Annotated in this window: 15 protein-coding genes; 13 read left to right on the forward strand and 2 right to left on the reverse strand. The window is 36.5% G+C overall.

Translation table 11 applies throughout. The annotated features are described in order from the left end of the window. Positions 1 to 90 precede the first annotated feature (90 nt). The 5 genes from ACFQ13_RS16235 to ACFQ13_RS16255 all read left to right on the forward strand — a co-directional run bounded on the left by ACFQ13_RS16235 (position 91) and on the right by ACFQ13_RS16255 (position 5457). Complete coding sequence (locus ACFQ13_RS16235) at positions 91 to 837, forward strand: electron transfer flavoprotein subunit beta/FixA family protein (protein ID WP_386119204.1); 747 nt, start codon at positions 91 to 93, stop codon at positions 835 to 837. Positions 838 to 940: 103 nt separating this feature from the next. Then, entirely contained in the window at positions 941 to 1903 is a 963-nt protein-coding gene (locus tag ACFQ13_RS16240; protein ID WP_386119206.1) for an electron transfer flavoprotein subunit alpha/FixB family protein, read from the forward strand. A 186-nt stretch (positions 1904 to 2089) separates the two neighbouring features. Next, positions 2090 to 2707 (forward strand): bifunctional nuclease family protein, encoded by a 618-nt coding sequence (locus ACFQ13_RS16245; RefSeq protein ID WP_386119208.1) that lies wholly within the window; start codon positions 2090 to 2092, stop codon positions 2705 to 2707. 17 nt (positions 2708 to 2724) lie between these two features. Then, positions 2725 to 4440: a NupC/NupG family nucleoside CNT transporter gene (locus ACFQ13_RS16250; RefSeq protein ID WP_386119210.1), complete on the forward strand. Its 1716-nt coding sequence runs from the start codon at positions 2725 to 2727 to the stop codon at positions 4438 to 4440. Positions 4441 to 4632: 192 nt separating this feature from the next. Next, positions 4633 to 5457, forward strand: coding sequence for a thymidylate synthase (locus ACFQ13_RS16255; protein ID WP_386119212.1), 825 nt, complete (start codon positions 4633 to 4635; stop codon positions 5455 to 5457). Positions 5458 to 5750: 293 nt separating this feature from the next. Here ACFQ13_RS16255 and ACFQ13_RS16260 read toward each other — a convergent pair whose 3' ends face one another. Further along, positions 5751 to 6050: an isoamylase early set domain-containing protein gene (locus ACFQ13_RS16260; RefSeq protein ID WP_386119213.1), complete on the reverse strand. Its 300-nt coding sequence runs from the start codon at positions 6048 to 6050 to the stop codon at positions 5751 to 5753. A 289-nt stretch (positions 6051 to 6339) separates the two neighbouring features. Between ACFQ13_RS16260 and ACFQ13_RS16265 the strand changes: the two genes are divergently transcribed. Beyond that, complete coding sequence (locus ACFQ13_RS16265) at positions 6340 to 7269, forward strand: dihydrofolate reductase (RefSeq protein WP_386119215.1); 930 nt, start codon at positions 6340 to 6342, stop codon at positions 7267 to 7269. Between the two features lie 84 nt (positions 7270 to 7353). Here ACFQ13_RS16265 and metK read toward each other — a convergent pair whose 3' ends face one another. Then, positions 7354 to 8610, reverse strand: a complete 1257-nt coding sequence (metK, locus tag ACFQ13_RS16270) for a methionine adenosyltransferase (protein WP_386119218.1) — start codon at positions 8608 to 8610, stop codon at positions 7354 to 7356. A gap of 317 nt (positions 8611 to 8927) precedes the next feature. Between metK and ACFQ13_RS16275 the strand changes: the two genes are divergently transcribed. The 7 genes from ACFQ13_RS16275 to ACFQ13_RS16305 all read left to right on the forward strand — a co-directional run bounded on the left by ACFQ13_RS16275 (position 8928) and on the right by ACFQ13_RS16305 (position 14920). Beyond that, on the forward strand, positions 8928 to 9353 hold the full coding sequence (locus ACFQ13_RS16275) for an RrF2 family transcriptional regulator (RefSeq protein ID WP_114308541.1): 426 nt from the start codon (positions 8928 to 8930) through the stop codon (positions 9351 to 9353). 238 nt (positions 9354 to 9591) lie between these two features. Continuing rightward, entirely contained in the window at positions 9592 to 9780 is a 189-nt protein-coding gene (locus tag ACFQ13_RS16280; RefSeq protein ID WP_245935375.1) for a DUF2061 domain-containing protein, read from the forward strand. Next, a complete protein-coding gene (locus tag ACFQ13_RS16285) occupies positions 9777 to 10397 on the forward strand; it encodes a phosphoadenosine phosphosulfate reductase domain-containing protein (protein WP_386119221.1) in 621 nt (206 codons plus the stop codon). Before ACFQ13_RS16280 ends, ACFQ13_RS16285 begins: the two co-directional genes overlap by 4 nt. A gap of 11 nt (positions 10398 to 10408) precedes the next feature. Then, positions 10409 to 12502 (forward strand): HEPN domain-containing protein, encoded by a 2094-nt coding sequence (locus ACFQ13_RS16290; RefSeq protein WP_386119224.1) that lies wholly within the window; start codon positions 10409 to 10411, stop codon positions 12500 to 12502. A 4-nt stretch (positions 12503 to 12506) separates the two neighbouring features. Further along, the gene (cobA, locus tag ACFQ13_RS16295) at positions 12507 to 13289 is read left to right on the forward strand and encodes a uroporphyrinogen-III C-methyltransferase (protein ID WP_386119225.1); all 783 of its coding nucleotides are present in this window, start codon (positions 12507 to 12509) and stop codon (positions 13287 to 13289) included. After that, positions 13289 to 13867: a precorrin-2 dehydrogenase/sirohydrochlorin ferrochelatase family protein gene (locus tag ACFQ13_RS16300; protein WP_386119227.1), complete on the forward strand. Its 579-nt coding sequence runs from the start codon at positions 13289 to 13291 to the stop codon at positions 13865 to 13867. Before cobA ends, ACFQ13_RS16300 begins: the two co-directional genes overlap by 1 nt. Before the next feature lie 3 nt (positions 13868 to 13870). Next, a complete protein-coding gene (locus tag ACFQ13_RS16305) occupies positions 13871 to 14920 on the forward strand; it encodes an NAD(P)/FAD-dependent oxidoreductase (RefSeq protein WP_386119229.1) in 1050 nt (349 codons plus the stop codon). Positions 14921 to 15250 lie beyond the last annotated feature (330 nt).

The raw sequence follows: 15250 nt of genomic DNA on the forward strand, positions 1-15250 counted from the left end.
AAATTTTATTATGCGTGCATAATAAAAATTCGAATAATTATTTTTATATTCGTCAGGAATAAATAGACGTTTAAAATAAATCATTTCTATATGAAAATATTAGTATGTATTAGCCATGTGCCAGATACAACCTCAAAAATTAACTTTACAGATGGAGATACTAAGTTTGACACTAATGGTGTACAATTTGTAATTAACCCCAACGACGAATTCGGTCTTACACGTGCCATGTGGTTTAAAGAAAAACAAGGCGCTAGTGTAGATGTAGTGAATGTTGGTGGTCCAGAAACAGAACCGACCTTAAGAAAAGCTTTAGCTATCGGGGCTGATTCAGCGATTAGAGTTAACACCGAAGCCACAGATGGTTTTGCTGTAGCAAAACAATTGGCAAAAGTAGTTAATGATGGCGGTTATGATTTGGTTATTGCAGGTAGAGAATCTATCGATTACAATGGCGCTATGGTGCCAGGAATGTTAGCCGCTATGGTTGACGCTAATTTTGTAACCAACTGTATTAGTTTAGAAGTTGAAGGCTCTGATGCCACTGCTGTAAGAGAAATAGATGGTGGTAAGGAAACTGTAAAAACGGCATTACCTTTAGTTATTGGTGGACAAAAAGGACTGGTAGAAGAAAGTGACCTACGTATTCCTAATATGAGAGGGATTATGATGGCGCGTAAAAAACCTTTAAATGTGGTTGAACCAACGGATGTAAGTGCAGAAACTAAAGCTGTACGTTTTGAAAAACCAGCTCCAAAAGGAGCCGTGAAATTAGTAGACGCGGATAATTTAGATGCCTTAGTGACTTTACTTCATACCGAAGCTAAAGTGATTTAGTGAAATTACAGGATTCCGAACTTATCTCGGGATCTCATGAGTTAAAGGAAGTAGTAATAAGTTCCTGAATTACGTTCAGGAAGAATTTTATAATTAAAAATTTATGTCAATTCTAGTATATACAGAATCCGAAAACGGAAAATTAAAAAAAGCAGCATTAGAAGTGGTGTCTTACGCAAAAGCTATTGCAGACCAAATGGGGACTTCAGTTACCGCCCTTGCTGTTAATTCAGAAAACGTTGAAACGCTTGGAAATTACGGCGCTTCTAAAGTTCTTCTAGTGAATAACGAGGCTTTAAAAGAATTTAATGCCAAAACATATAGTGCCACTTTACAACAAGCGGCAAAAAATGAAGGCGCCCAAGTGGTGGTCTTAAGCTCTAGTGCAAATAGTAAATATTTGGCACCTCTTTTAGCCGTAGGTTTAGAAGCGGGCTATGTGTCAAATGTGGTTGAAGCACCCTCTAGCGTATCACCATTTACCGTAAAGCACTCTGCGTTTACTAACAAAGCCTTTGCGAACACTGAAATTAATACTGAGGTTAAGATTGTAGGGCTTTCCAATAATTCTTTTGGACTTGTAGAAGCTGATGGTAGTGCTACGGTAGAAGATTTTTCTCCTAGTTTACCGGATTCTGGAGTCGCTGTAACTTCTGTAGATAAAGCCACAGATAAAGTGAGTATTGCTGATGCAGAAATTGTAGTTTCAGGAGGAAGAGGGCTTAAAGGCCCAGAAAATTGGGGTATGATTGAAGACTTAGCTGAAGTGTTAGGAGCGGCAACAGCATGTTCTAAACCGGTTTCAGATTTAGGTTGGAGACCTCATAGCGAGCACGTAGGGCAAACCGGAAAACCAGTAGCCTCTAACCTTTATATTGCAGTAGGGATTTCAGGAGCTATTCAGCATTTAGCCGGAATTAATGCTTCTAAAGTAAAAGTGGTAATTAACACGGATCCGGAAGCCCCATTTTTTAAAGCGGCAGACTACGGTGTTGTAGGAGATGCATTTGAGGTTGTACCTAAATTGGTCGAAAAATTAAAAGCTTTTAAAGCTGCAAACGCATAATTTTATTACCTTGTAATATGCAATACCTTGCGTAAATGATTAAGGAGGTATTAATTAAGGGCTGTTTAAATTTAGATTTCTCTGCTTTAGGGTCATTTTACTTAAAGGATCGGGAAAATTTATCCAAATGTGTAAAAAGCAGTTGGTAAAGTCCAAATTTAAACAGTTCTTTGTGTTTTATAAATTATGAGTTTAGTTCGTTTAAATATTAAAGGCATTTCATACAGTCAAACCCAGAATGGTGCCTACGCTTTAATTCTTAATGAGGTTGATGGTGACCGAAAATTGCCAATAGTTATCGGTGCTTTTGAAGCCCAATCTATCGCTATTGCTTTAGAAAAAGAAATCCGTCCGCCACGTCCTCTTACTCACGATTTATTTAAAAACTTTGCAGACCGTTTTGATATTACGGTCAAACAAGTCATTATACATAAATTGGTGGATGGCGTTTTTTACTCGAGTCTTATTTGCGAACGCGATAAAATCGAAGAAATTATCGATGCCAGAACAAGCGATGCCATTGCCTTAGCATTACGTTTTCAAGCCCCAATATTTACTTACAAAAATATTTTAGACAAAGCCGGAATCTATCTTAAAGTCAACCCTAAAAAGGAAGACGAACAAGATCAAGATAGCATTCTTGTAGATGATCTTATTGTAGAAGAAATTGAAACCGCATCTGCTGAGCAAGAAGGTTTTAAAAATAAATCTCTTGAAGAGTTAAATCAACTCTTAGAAGAAGCCGTAAATAATGAAGATTACGAAAAGGCTGCCCATATTAGAGACGAAATATCTAAACGCTAATTAACATCTTATTATTTATGAATTATTTTTTCAAGGCATTTATTGCTTTATTTCTTGGACTTTCATCAATAACAGCACAAGAACTTGAAAAAACATGGGAGTTGAACCCTACGGAAAGTGAGTATCACACGTTAGAATTTCTGGAAGGTGAATTTAAATTTTCTTCTCACGAGGGAGCAAATCTAGATGGCGATTACATGTTTCAAAATAACCTTTTGGTACTCTACCAAAATGATTCTCTGAATTCCATTCAGCGTTATAAAATCACAGAGTTAACCGATTCTACCTTAGTGTTAAAAGGTAAAGCCAAAAGTTTTAACCTCGTTTCTAATGTTGAAGACAACGCCGAGGAAAATGCACTTGTGGCGCAAACAGAAATTATACCCAATCAAGGGTTTTCTTTTACAAGCTTATGGCGTGGGGCATTAGGGATGGTATCTTTAATTTTTATCGCCTTTTTATTCAGTAGTAATCGTAAAGCCATCAATTGGAAAACCGTTGGCTTAGGCTTATTATTTCAACTTATTATTGCTGTAGGGGTATTAAAAATAGCCTTTATAAAAACAGCTTTTGAATTCATAGGTCAAGGCTTTATCGAAGTGCTTAAGTTCACCCAAGCAGGAAGTGAATTCCTTTTTGGAGGGATGTTAGATATTGAATCTTTCGGCTTTATTTTTGCATTTCAAGTCTTACCAACCATTATATTCTTTTCAGCTTTAACCTCAGTGTTATTTTATTTAGGTTTAATTCAGAAAGTTGTAAAAGGTATGGGATGGCTACTGTCTAAAGTACTAGGAATTTCTGGTGCTGAAAGTTTAAGTGTGGCCGGAAATATCTTCTTAGGACAAACTGAAGCACCTTTATTGATTAAAGCGTATTTAGAACGCATGAATAAGTCTGAAATCCTTCTCGTTATGATTGGAGGGATGGCCACTGTTGCAGGAGCTGTATTAGCTGCTTATATCGGGTTTTTAGGTGGTGATGATATCGAATTGCAATTATTTTATGCAAAACACTTATTAGCCGCTTCTGTTATGGCTGCTCCGGGTGCCATTGTAATTTCAAAAATATTATTTCCTCAAACCGAAGACGTCAATACAGATGTTACAGTATCACAAGAAAAAATTGGTTCTAATATTTTAGAAGCTATAGCCAACGGAACTACTGAAGGTTTAAAATTAGCCGTCAATGTTGGGGCGATGTTATTAGTCTTTGTTGCTTTTATTGCAATGATTAATGGAATCCTAGGAGGTATAGCGGGATTTGATGGCATTACAAGTGATGCTTTAAATCTCGATTGGAAATTTACTTCTCTAAACACTATAATTGCTGAAAATACACCATACGAAAGTCTTTCTTTAGAATTTCTTTTAGGCTATTTATTTGCGCCTTTAATGTGGCTTATTGGTGTCGCTTCAGAGGATATGGCCTTAATGGGACAACTATTAGGTATTAAGTTAGCCGCGAGTGAGTTTATAGGTTATATTCAATTAGCAGATTTAAAAAATGCAGCGAGCGCTACTCATCTTACTTATGAGAAGTCAATTATCATGGCAACATACATGCTTTGTGGTTTTGCTAATTTTGCCTCTATCGGTATTCAAATTGGAGGTATTGGTTCTTTAGCTCCAGGACAACGTACACAACTCTCTAAATTTGGAATGAAAGCCTTAATAGGAGGGACAATTGCCTCTTTAATTTCAGCAACTATTGCTGGGATGATTATTGGCTAGTCAATTGCTGAGAAATCCAAAATTTGAAATTTTATAGTTAATAACTAATCATAGATACTCAAGCATCAAAATATAATATTTGATGCTTTTTTTTTATTTTCGCCTAACGTCATGCTGAAGTAATTTTCAGTATTCAATGACATGCATATTTCAGTTTAACTTAAAGAAATTCCCACTGTTGTGGGGAATATTATGAAACAATACCACGACTTAGTAAAACACGTTTTAGAAGAAGGGAATGAAAAAGGAGACCGTACAGGAACCGGAACAAAAAGTGTTTTTGGGTATCAGATGCGTTTCGATTTAAGTGAAGGTTTCCCTATGGTAACCACTAAAAAACTACATCTTAAATCTATTATTTACGAACTGCTTTGGTTTCTTAAAGGCGACACAAATATTAATTACCTTAATGAAAACGGGGTACGCATATGGAATGAATGGGCAGATGAAAATGGCGATTTAGGTCCGGTGTATGGCCATCAGTGGCGCAATTGGGCGAATGAAGAAATTGACCAAATAAAAGAGGTTATTGAGGCTTTAAAAAACAATCCAAACAGTCGTAGAATGTTAGTTTCGGCTTGGAATCCTTCAGTGTTGCCAGACACCTCAAAATCGTTTTCTGAAAATGTAGCAAACGGAAAAGCAGCGTTACCACCATGCCATGCCTTCTTTCAGTTTTATGTGGCTAATGGTAAATTATCTTGCCAATTATACCAGCGTAGTGCGGATATCTTTTTAGGAGTCCCTTTTAATATAGCCTCTTATGCTTTATTTACCATGATGATGGCGCAAGTTTGTGGTTACGAAGCCGGAGATTTTATTCATACGTTTGGTGATGCTCATATTTATAACAATCATAAAGAGCAACTAGAATTACAGTTGTCTAGAGATCTAAGGCCTCTGCCAAAAATGATTTTAAATCCTGAAATTAAAGATATTTTCGATTTTAAATTTGAGGACTTTACCTTGGTCGATTACAATCCGCATCCACACATTAAAGGGAAAGTGGCAATCTAATACCTTGAGGAAAAGCTAAGCTTTAGGTGTTCTGAAGTAGGGGTTCTGAAGTTGTAATTTCGAAGTCATACGAGAAGCGCTTCAGACAAAATAAGAGAATGCATCCGTACAAAAGCACAGCATAGCGATTACGACATGTTGAGTTTAGGTTGAAGTCTAAAAGGGCTGTGACTTAAAACAAAAAAACAGTTCCATCAGGAGATAATAGCCTCATGACGGTACGGTATTTAAGCTAAATAAAAAGCATCTTGATAAAGCATCAAGATGCTTTTTATTTGTTTTATAATCGGGTTTTAGACGTTAAGAACGCCGTTTTCTGCATCGGCATAGGCATTCCAAGCAAATCCATCGGCTTCTTCATCATTGATGTAAGCGTGGCCGTCCACAAGATATCTAAATTCATAAGAGGCTTCACTCGGTAAATTTACGGTGCCTTTAAAAGATCCGTTTTTTAATTTCTTTAAAGTTGTAGCTTCACTATCCCACGCGTTAAAGCTTCCTACAACGGCGATACTTTGAGCGTCTTCTGCAGGAACAGAAAAGGTGACCTTACAAACTGGTTTCGATTTTAAATATTGTTTCTTGATGGCCATAATATTAGATTTTGAATAATTAATTATAAACAAAAATATAAAAGTGGCATCGATATTAATATCTTTAAGTGTCTAAAAACTAAAGATTTATTGTTTTGTTAATATTGTAATCCTTTTAATTTCAAGGCTGTAAAATAAAGGTCTATATTTTGCTAATAAGTAAATTTAGTGGGGCTTATTGGTTTGATAATCAATCGGATGTTGGTTGTTGTTGAAAAACTTTAAAATTTTGGGTTGGCCTAATCATATTAATCAAAATAAAGTATCTTTATCTTATTAAATTACAATTATGTTTGGCAGTAAAAAACAAGTTTCTACAATAGATAAAGAGCAATTAGAACTCATTGAGAATGCTCAAAAACGAATAAAACAGAAAAAGCGTTTGTATATTCATTTCGTGATTTTTGTAATTGGTGCGGTATTTCTAATCGTAGCGAATACCGTTTTAGGTATCGGGGAGACTTTTGCTCCGGCAGGTATAGATTGGTTTGTCTATGCTATTTTTGCCTGGTTGTTTTTCTTCGTATATCATTTTATTAGTGTTTTTATTACGCATAAATTTATGGGTAAAGATTGGGAAAAGCAGCAATTAGAAAAGTTGGTACACCAGCAAGAAGCCCGAATTACAAAACTAAAAGAAGGGTTAACTAAAGAAGAACTGAAAATTGCGAAAGCTCAGGTTAAAGATGAAGCCAAAACCATTGGAACTAAAGCTGTAAAAAAGACTTCAGAATTAACCATTATTGTCGCGGAAGGTGAGGATAATGCCATTGGTAAGGACAATGACCTTATTTGGCATTTAAGTGACGATCTTAAGCGGTTTAAGGCCTTAACAAACGGGCATCATATTATTATGGGGCGAAAAACGTTTGAAAGTTTTCCGAAGCCACTACCTAACAGAACCCATATTGTTATTACAAGACAAAAAGATTACAAAGCGCCGGCAGGTGTTATTATTGTAAATTCTTTAGAGGATGCTTTAGATGCGGCACGCTATGATAAGCAACCCTTTGTTATTGGCGGAGGAGAAATTTATAAACAAGCATTACCTTTAGTAGATAAACTAGAAATTACAAGAGTTCATGCCACTTTTGATAATGCCGATACTTTCTTTCCTAAGATCGATCTTTCTCAATGGAAAGAAGTGAATAGAACACGTCATGAGGCCGATGAAAAACATGCTTATGCCTTCTCATTTATTACCTATAAGCGTCAATAAAAGATCTTGTATTGAAGACTAAAAAAAATCCCCTAATCAATTAAAGTGATTAGGGGATTTTTTAGGTCTATGGTCATCTAATGTTTAGATGCCAAAGGCTTCTTTAACTTGGTCTACATAATTTAAAAGCTCCCAAGTAAATAATTCTACCTCTACAGTTTTAGGTTCACCGTTAGGTTGGTGAAACGTTTTGGTTACATTTTGTGGTTGTCTTCCCATATGACCATAAGCAGCTGTTTCGCTATACATAGGCTGACGTAATTTTAGACGTTCTTCTATAGCTGCAGGACGCATATCAAAAAGTTGTTCAACCTTTTTGGCGATATCCCCATCGGTTAAATCTGGAAGTTTACAAGTTCCGTAGGTATCTATAAAAATTCCCATAGGTTTGGCAACACCAATAGCGTAAGAGACTTGCACTAGGACTTGATCACATAATCCCGCTGCTACTAAATTTTTAGCGATATGACGGGTCGCATACGCGGCACTACGGTCTACCTTACTTGGATCTTTTCCTGAAAATGCACCACCACCATGAGCACCTTTTCCACCGTAAGTATCTACAATAATCTTACGTCCGGTTAAACCGGTATCTCCATGAGGACCTCCAATAACAAATTTCCCTGTAGGGTTAATATGGTAAGTAATGTCGTCGTTAAATAAGGCTTGGATATGTGCTGGTAATTTAGCAATAACTCTTGGGATTAAAATCTCTTTGATATCGCTATAAATCTTAGCTAACATGGCATCGTCAGAATCAAATTCATCATGCTGTGTAGAGACTACAATAGCATCAATACGTTGTGGCACGTTATCATCGCTATATTCAATAGTCACCTGACTTTTAGAATCGGGTCTTAAATAGGTGATGTCTTCATTCTCACGACGTAATTCAGCCAATTCCTTTAAGATACGATGCGATAAATCTAAAGCTAACGGCATAAAGTTTTCCGTTTCGTTAGTGGCATATCCAAACATCATTCCTTGGTCACCAGCACCTTGTTCTTCTTTAGAAGCTCTATCAACACCTTGGTTAATTTCTTCAGATTGCTCATGTATCGCAGAAAGAACACCACAAGAATTGCCATCAAACATATAAGCACTTTTTGTGTATCCTATTTTGTTAATGGTATCTCTTGCAATTTTCTGTACATCTAAATAGGTTTTAGACTTCACTTCACCTGCAAGTATAACTTGGCCTGTAGTGACTAAAGTTTCGCAGGCCACCTTAGATTCAGGATCAAAAGCTAAAAAATGGTCTATTAAAGCGTCACTTATTTGGTCAGCAACTTTATCGGGGTGTCCTTCAGAAACACTTTCTGAAGTGAATAAATATGGCATAAATCTAATGATTAAAATATAATAATTCAGTTATGAAAAACCGTTCGATTACAGGGTCGCTAGAGAAGTAGAAAACTTACTGCTTTAGCATTTTTTATTCTGAAGTGATTTCAGAATCTGTTCTTAATGAACAGGTACTGAAAAGGTTTCAGCACTAGAGGTTGCAATCAGACAAATTTTTCCTCTTTTAATTTCACGGCAAAAGTACGTATTAAAATTTATACAGAAGACCTTATTATCTAAAGAAAACCTTAAAAAAACGAAATTGAGAAGGCTTTAGCTTTTTAAGATGATTAAAATTGTCTTAGATTTACACTATGCTTTCAAAGAAAACAAAATACGGAATTAAAGCCTTAGTGCACTTAGCAAGGCAGGAAGATCGGATGCCGGTGCAGATCTCTACGATCTCTAAATCGGAAAATATTTCCCAAAAATTTTTAGAAAGTATCTTGTTAACCTTGAAAAAAAACGGACTCTTAGGCTCTAAAAAAGGTAAAGGAGGTGGGTATTACCTTCTTAAAAACCCTAAAGAGATTCCTATGACTACCGTTATGCGTCTGCTTGAAGGTCCCATTGCTATGGTGCCTTGTGTAAGCCTTAATTTTTATGAAAAGTGTGCCGATTGTCCGGATGAAGATACCTGCGCCGTAAATAAAATTATGCTTAAAGTTCGTGATAACACCCTCGAAATCTTCAGAAATACAAGCTTAGCAGATTTATCCAATTCTAAAGTGACATTGTAAGTATAGCCTAGGCTAACTGCGGCTAACCCTATGGGAGTTAGGACATTTCTAAAGCCTTCATTTATATTTTTTTCTTAAAAGAACGACCTAAGTAAAAAATAATATCTATGTTTGTATTATCCTAGTAAGTCTATAGGGTAATAGATTTTTGAATTAATTAGATATTATGAATAGTATATTTCATGCTCATTCTCACTTAAAAAAGGTTGAAAATGAGTCCGATACAAATCAAGAGAAAATGAAGCGAAGTGTGGCTAAAACCATCAGTTGGCGCATTGTAGGAACCTTAGATACTGTTATTATTTCATATTTAATAACCGGAACTCTAGCCTTGGCTGTTTCTATAGGAGGAGTAGAATTAGTAACTAAAATGTTGCTTTACTTTTTTCATGAACGCACTTGGAATAACATAAAATGGGGAAAATGATAGATATAGATATTAACGTTTGGAATAAAAAATTACGCGATAAAACGCCAATAGAAATCGCAAAATGGGCCTTAGGCTTGTCTGAAAATAGAATTGTAACCACCAGTTTTGGGATTTACTCTTCCGTTTTATTAAGCACCATGTCTAAACTAGACAAGGACATTAGAGTGGTGTGGTGCGATACACTTTATAACCAACCGAGCACTTATGCGCATGCTTCGGAATTAATTGATACCTATAAACTGAATATCAAAAAGTACCAGAGTTTATATACTAAGGAAGAAATTGATAACACTATTGGTTTGCCAAGTCTTGAAGATGATAATCACGAATTATTTTCTGAAGCTGTAAAATTAGAACCCTTCAGGCGCGCGCTAAAAGAACAAAATCCAGACGTATGGTTTACTAATATTAGAATTAGACAAACCGAGTTTAGAGACAAAAAAGATATTTTAAGTTATAGTAAAGACGGCATTTTAAAAGTGAGTCCGTTTTACTATTGGAGTGATGCCGACTTAGATCAATATATCGCCGAAAATAATTTGGCGAAAAACGACCAGTATTTTGATCCAATAAAAGCACTCCTTAACCGAGAATGTGGCATACATTTTCAATAAACCTAGCACCGATGCAAAGTTTTAGAACCGAATTAGAAAATCCTGTAGTTGAAAAGGATATCCTTGAATTAGCACGAAAAATTGAGCTATTTAAAGAGGGTAAGATAGACGAAGAAAAGTTTCGTAGCCTGCGTTTAGCACGTGGTGTTTACGGACAACGACAAGAAGGCGTACAGATGATAAGAATTAAGCTGCCTTATGGTAAAGTGCGCAGTCATCAATTACGTCGTATTGCAGAAGTTTCTGATGAGTATTCTAGAAGCCGTTTGCATATTACAACGCGTCAAGACATTCAAATTCATTATGTAGATCTAAACAGAACCCCAGAACTCTGGGCGGAGTTAGAGCGCGATAATGTGACCTTAAGAGAAGCCTGTGGAAATACGGTAAGAAATGTAACGGCGAGTGAAACCGCGGGGATTGATGTCAATGAGCCTTTCGATGTGTCGCCGTATGCCGATGCCTTGTTTAAATTCTTTTTAAGAAACCCAATCTGTCAAGAAATGGGTCGGAAATTTAAAGTGTCTTTTTCCGCTTCAGATGAAGATACAGGCTTGTCTTACATGCACGATTTAGGGTTTATTGCCAAAATTGAAAATGGTGTAAAAGGTTTTAAAGTGATGTTAGGTGGAGGCTTAGGGTCGCAACCAAGACATGCCGATTTGTTTTACGAGTTTTTAGCGGCCGATAAAATTATTCCTTTAATGGAAGGTGTTTTACGTGTTTTTGACCGCTATGGCGAACGAAAAAGTAGAGCCAAAGCCCGCATGAAATTCTTATTAAAAGATATCGGATTAGAGGCCTTTAAAGGTTTGGTAGAAGAAGAACAAACTGCCATTGAATTTAAAACAGTGCCTATTGATACGTCTAATTATGAGGCATCACAACCTGTAGATACCGATTTTCCAGCGGTCAACATTACAAATGAAGCGGCTTACAAATTATGGAAGTCGACCAACGTTATTCCGCAAAAACAAAACGGATATGTGGCTATTGGTATTAAAGTTCTTTTAGGAGATTTTTATACGGATAAGGCCCGATTATTAGCCGATTTGGTAGAACAGTATGCGGCAGGGGAAATAAGATTAAGCTTGCGTCAGAATATTTTAATTCCTTATGTAAAAGAAGAAGGACTTCCATTTTTCTATTCTGAATTAGAGAAACTTGGTTTTGTAGAAGCGGGTTATAATAAAGCCGTAGATATCACAGCTTGCCCCGGAACCGATACGTGTAACTTGGGGATAGCCAGTAGTACAGGAATTGCAGAAGAGTTAGAGCGCGTTATTAAAGCGGAATATCCTCAATATTTAGAAAACGGGGACTTAGTGATTAAAATTAGCGGCTGTATGAATGCCTGTGGTCAACATAATATGGCCAATATTGGTTTTCAAGGGATGTCCATAAGAACCAAAGATAAATTAGTGGCACCAGCATTACAGGTGCTTTTAGGAGGTGGAAACTTAGGTGATGGTAAGGCTTTTTTTGCAGATAAAGTGGTTAAAATTCCAAGTCGAAGAGGTCCTGAAGCCCTGCGTAGAATCTTAGATGATTATGAAGCGCATGCCAATGGAGTTCCATTTGTAGACTATTATAAAGCGCAAGGAGAAAAATACTTTTACCAACTCTTAACTGATCTTTCGCGTATAGATAATCTTACCCAAGACGATTTTATTGATTGGGGAACCGAGGAAGCTTATGTTAAAGCGATAGGTATTGGGGAATGTGCCGGAGTGGTTATCGATTTAATAGCGACTTTGTTTTTGGAAAGTGACGAAAAAATTGAAGAGGCCAAAACCGCTTATGCTAATAAGGTGTATTCGGGAGCTATTTATGAGGCCTATCGTTCTATGGTGAATTCAGCAAAAGCCATTTTACTTTCAGAAAATATAAAGACCAATACCCAAGCGGGAATCATCAAACAGTTTGATGAGTATTTTGTTGAAACCAAGCAGATTGATTTAGGAACTTCGTTTTCAGAACTAATCTATCAAATAAAGGCGTATCCGCCTTCAGAAGCATTTGCGAGTAATTATATTAAAACAGCACAACAGTTCTTAGAAACTGTGAGAGCGTTTAGAGCGCGTCAGGTGGCTGAAAAAAACTAAAACTATGACACCAAAATTAACCATAGTCGGAGCCGGACCGGGAGATGTAGATCTTATTACCGTTAAGGCTATTAAAGCCATTAAGGCTGCTGATGTAATTTTATATGACGCCCTTGTTAATAACGAGTTGTTAAGCTATGCGTCTCCAAATGCAGAATTAATTTTTGTGGGGAAACGTCGCGGATGTTACGCCTATCAGCAAAATCAAATTAACGAGCTTATTATTGAGCGCGCGTTACGCTGCGGTCATGTGGTACGTTTAAAGGGAGGCGATCCTTTTATTTTTGGTCGTGGTGCCGAAGAATTAGAGTTTGCTAAAGATTATGCTATTGAGGTCGCTGTAGTGCCAGGAATTTCATCTTGTGCAGCCGTACCGGCGTACCAAGGTATTCCGTTAACCAAAAGGCATGCTTCCGAAAGTTTTTGGGTGATAACAGGAACGACAAAGTCGCATCAAATTTCAGGAGATATCGCTTTGGCAGCAAAGTCTACCGCTACGGTGGTGATCTTAATGGGAATGAGTAAACTCTCAGAAATTGTTCAAATATTTACGGCGGAAGGGAAATCTGAAACCGCCATAGCGATTATTCAAAATGGGACACGAGTAAATGAAAAAGTAGGCATAGGGAAAATAGCAACAATTGAAGCGATAGTTGAAGAAAAGCAATTGGCCAATCCGGCAATCATCATAATTGGTGAAGTGGTGAATCAACGGGTGGATCTCTCGGCGATTTATAAGGAAGCAGATGTTATAAAACAGACCACTCAAAATAGAATAGCCTCATAATGGAACGTAACAATTTATATCCCATTTTTTTAAAAGCAAGCCAACTTAAAGTCCTCATTATAGGAGGTGGCTATGTGGCAGAGGAAAAACTCACTTTTTTATTAAAGTCGAGTCCTGATGCTTCGGTAACCATGGTGGCGCCTATGTTTAGAGAAGGAACCCTTGCTATTGCGGGTACAGGAGATGTTCAGACCATCACAGATACCTATAACAGTCATTACTTAAAAGGGCATCATATTGTCATTGCGACTACTGATGTACCAGAGGTTAATATCGAAATTTATAAAGATTGTAGAGCGCAAGATAAATTAATCAATGTAGCGGATAACCCACCCTACTGCGATTTCTATATGGGAGGAATTGTCACTAAAGGCCATGTTAAAGTGGCAATTTCGACCAATGGAAAATCCCCAACTACCGCAAAGCGATTACGTCAATTTTTTGAAGACGTTATCCCTGAAAATATTGACGATTTAGTAAAGAATCTCAATATATATAGAAAAACAATTAAAGGTGACTTTGAACAGAAAGTCGAAAAATTAAATGAATTCACTAAAGGTTTAGTAGAGAAATTATAGATTATGATTAAAACAGATATACTTATCATAGGCGCAGGACCAACAGGTTTATTTACCGTATTTGAAGCGGGATTATTAAAAATGAAATGTCATTTAATTGATGCACTGCCACAAGCAGGTGGTCAATGTTCAGAATTGTATCCTAAAAAACCCATTTATGATATTCCAGGATTTCCAGAAATATTAGCGGGAGATCTAACCTCTAATTTATTAGAACAAGGAAAACAGTTTCAACCTGGATTTACTTTAGGAGAACGTGCTGAAACAATTGAAAAATTAGAAGATGGTAGCTTTATTGTTACTACTAATAAAGGAACCCAACACCACGCGCCAGTCATTGCTATTGCTGGTGGTTTAGGAAGTTTTGAGCCGCGGAAACCGGTTTTAGAGGCTATTGAAAATTACGAAGATAAAGGCTTAGCGTATTTTATTAAAGACCCTGAAGTGTATCGCGATAAAAAAGTGGTTATTGCGGGAGGAGGAGATTCTGCATTAGATTGGAGTATTTTCTTAGCCGATGTGGCGTCAGAAGTGACTTTAGTACACCGACGTAATGAGTTTAGAGGTGCTTTAGATTCTGTAGAACGTGTACAGGAACTTAAATTGTTGAATAAAATAAATATCATCACCCCAGCTGAAATTACAGCTTTGCATGGTGAAAATCAATTAGAAGGAGTTTCTATAACTAAAGATGGTGAAACGCAAATCCTAGAAGCGGATGCTTTTATTCCGTTATTTGGACTGTCTCCAAAATTAGGGCCTATTGGTAATTGGGGATTAGAGATTGAAAAAAATGCCATTAAAGTCGATACTTTAGATTACCAAACTAATATTCCTGGCATTTACGCCATTGGTGACGTTAATACTTATGAAGGGAAATTAAAACTTATTCTTTGTGGTTTTCATGAAGCTACGCTAATGTGTCAATCAGCTTATAAACGATTGAACCCAGGAAAGAAATTTGTTTTAAAATATACCACTGTAAGTGGAATTAATGGCTTTGATGGGTCTAGAAAAGAATCGCCTAAAGCGGTAGTGAAAGCCATTATGTAAGGTTTTATAAAGGAGGTAGCTTTTTAGCACCTTAATTTTTAGACGAGGATAATATTGCGCAATTTTTTGCCAATGTTACCCTCGTTTTAATTAGATAACTATTTCTTAGATTTTAATTAACAAAGGGCTGTTTTTTAAATTCGATATTTGTAATGTATTAATACCAATAGAGACTATAGCACTTTATTTTGGTAAAACTTAAAATGATGAAATTGATAAATAAATATAAGTCAGATTTTAGATTTGTGTTACAACTTTTGTTGTTAACGGCTATTTCACTGCTTGCCACATTATTTGTATAGCAGACTTTGTGTGGTCTACAGGTCAAAA

It is taken from the genome of Winogradskyella rapida (assembly GCF_042675845.1).
GTDB classification, from domain to species: Bacteria; Bacteroidota; Bacteroidia; order Flavobacteriales; family Flavobacteriaceae; genus Winogradskyella; species Winogradskyella rapida.

What these genes read in the sequence shown, in the direction of transcription:
- ACFQ13_RS16235 (WP_386119204.1), top strand. Translation starts at nt 91, where the DNA reads ATGAAAATATTAGTATGTATTAGCCATGTGCCAGATACAACCTCAAAA.
- ACFQ13_RS16240 (WP_386119206.1), top strand. Translation starts at nt 941, where the DNA reads ATGTCAATTCTAGTATATACAGAATCCGAAAACGGAAAATTAAAAAAA.
- ACFQ13_RS16245 (WP_386119208.1), top strand. Translation starts at nt 2,090, where the DNA reads ATGAGTTTAGTTCGTTTAAATATTAAAGGCATTTCATACAGTCAAACC.
- ACFQ13_RS16250 (WP_386119210.1), top strand. Translation starts at nt 2,725, where the DNA reads ATGAATTATTTTTTCAAGGCATTTATTGCTTTATTTCTTGGACTTTCA.
- ACFQ13_RS16255 (WP_386119212.1), top strand. Translation starts at nt 4,633, where the DNA reads ATGAAACAATACCACGACTTAGTAAAACACGTTTTAGAAGAAGGGAAT.
- ACFQ13_RS16260 (WP_386119213.1), bottom strand. Translation starts at nt 6,050, where the DNA reads ATGGCCATCAAGAAACAATATTTAAAATCGAAACCAGTTTGTAAGGTC.
- ACFQ13_RS16265 (WP_386119215.1), top strand. Translation starts at nt 6,340, where the DNA reads ATGTTTGGCAGTAAAAAACAAGTTTCTACAATAGATAAAGAGCAATTA.
- metK (WP_386119218.1), bottom strand. Translation starts at nt 8,610, where the DNA reads ATGCCATATTTATTCACTTCAGAAAGTGTTTCTGAAGGACACCCCGAT.
- ACFQ13_RS16275 (WP_114308541.1), top strand. Translation starts at nt 8,928, where the DNA reads ATGCTTTCAAAGAAAACAAAATACGGAATTAAAGCCTTAGTGCACTTA.
- ACFQ13_RS16280 (WP_245935375.1), top strand. Translation starts at nt 9,592, where the DNA reads ATGAAGCGAAGTGTGGCTAAAACCATCAGTTGGCGCATTGTAGGAACC.
- ACFQ13_RS16285 (WP_386119221.1), top strand. Translation starts at nt 9,777, where the DNA reads ATGATAGATATAGATATTAACGTTTGGAATAAAAAATTACGCGATAAA.
- ACFQ13_RS16290 (WP_386119224.1), top strand. Translation starts at nt 10,409, where the DNA reads ATGCAAAGTTTTAGAACCGAATTAGAAAATCCTGTAGTTGAAAAGGAT.
- cobA (WP_386119225.1), top strand. Translation starts at nt 12,507, where the DNA reads ATGACACCAAAATTAACCATAGTCGGAGCCGGACCGGGAGATGTAGAT.
- ACFQ13_RS16300 (WP_386119227.1), top strand. Translation starts at nt 13,289, where the DNA reads ATGGAACGTAACAATTTATATCCCATTTTTTTAAAAGCAAGCCAACTT.
- ACFQ13_RS16305 (WP_386119229.1), top strand. Translation starts at nt 13,871, where the DNA reads ATGATTAAAACAGATATACTTATCATAGGCGCAGGACCAACAGGTTTA.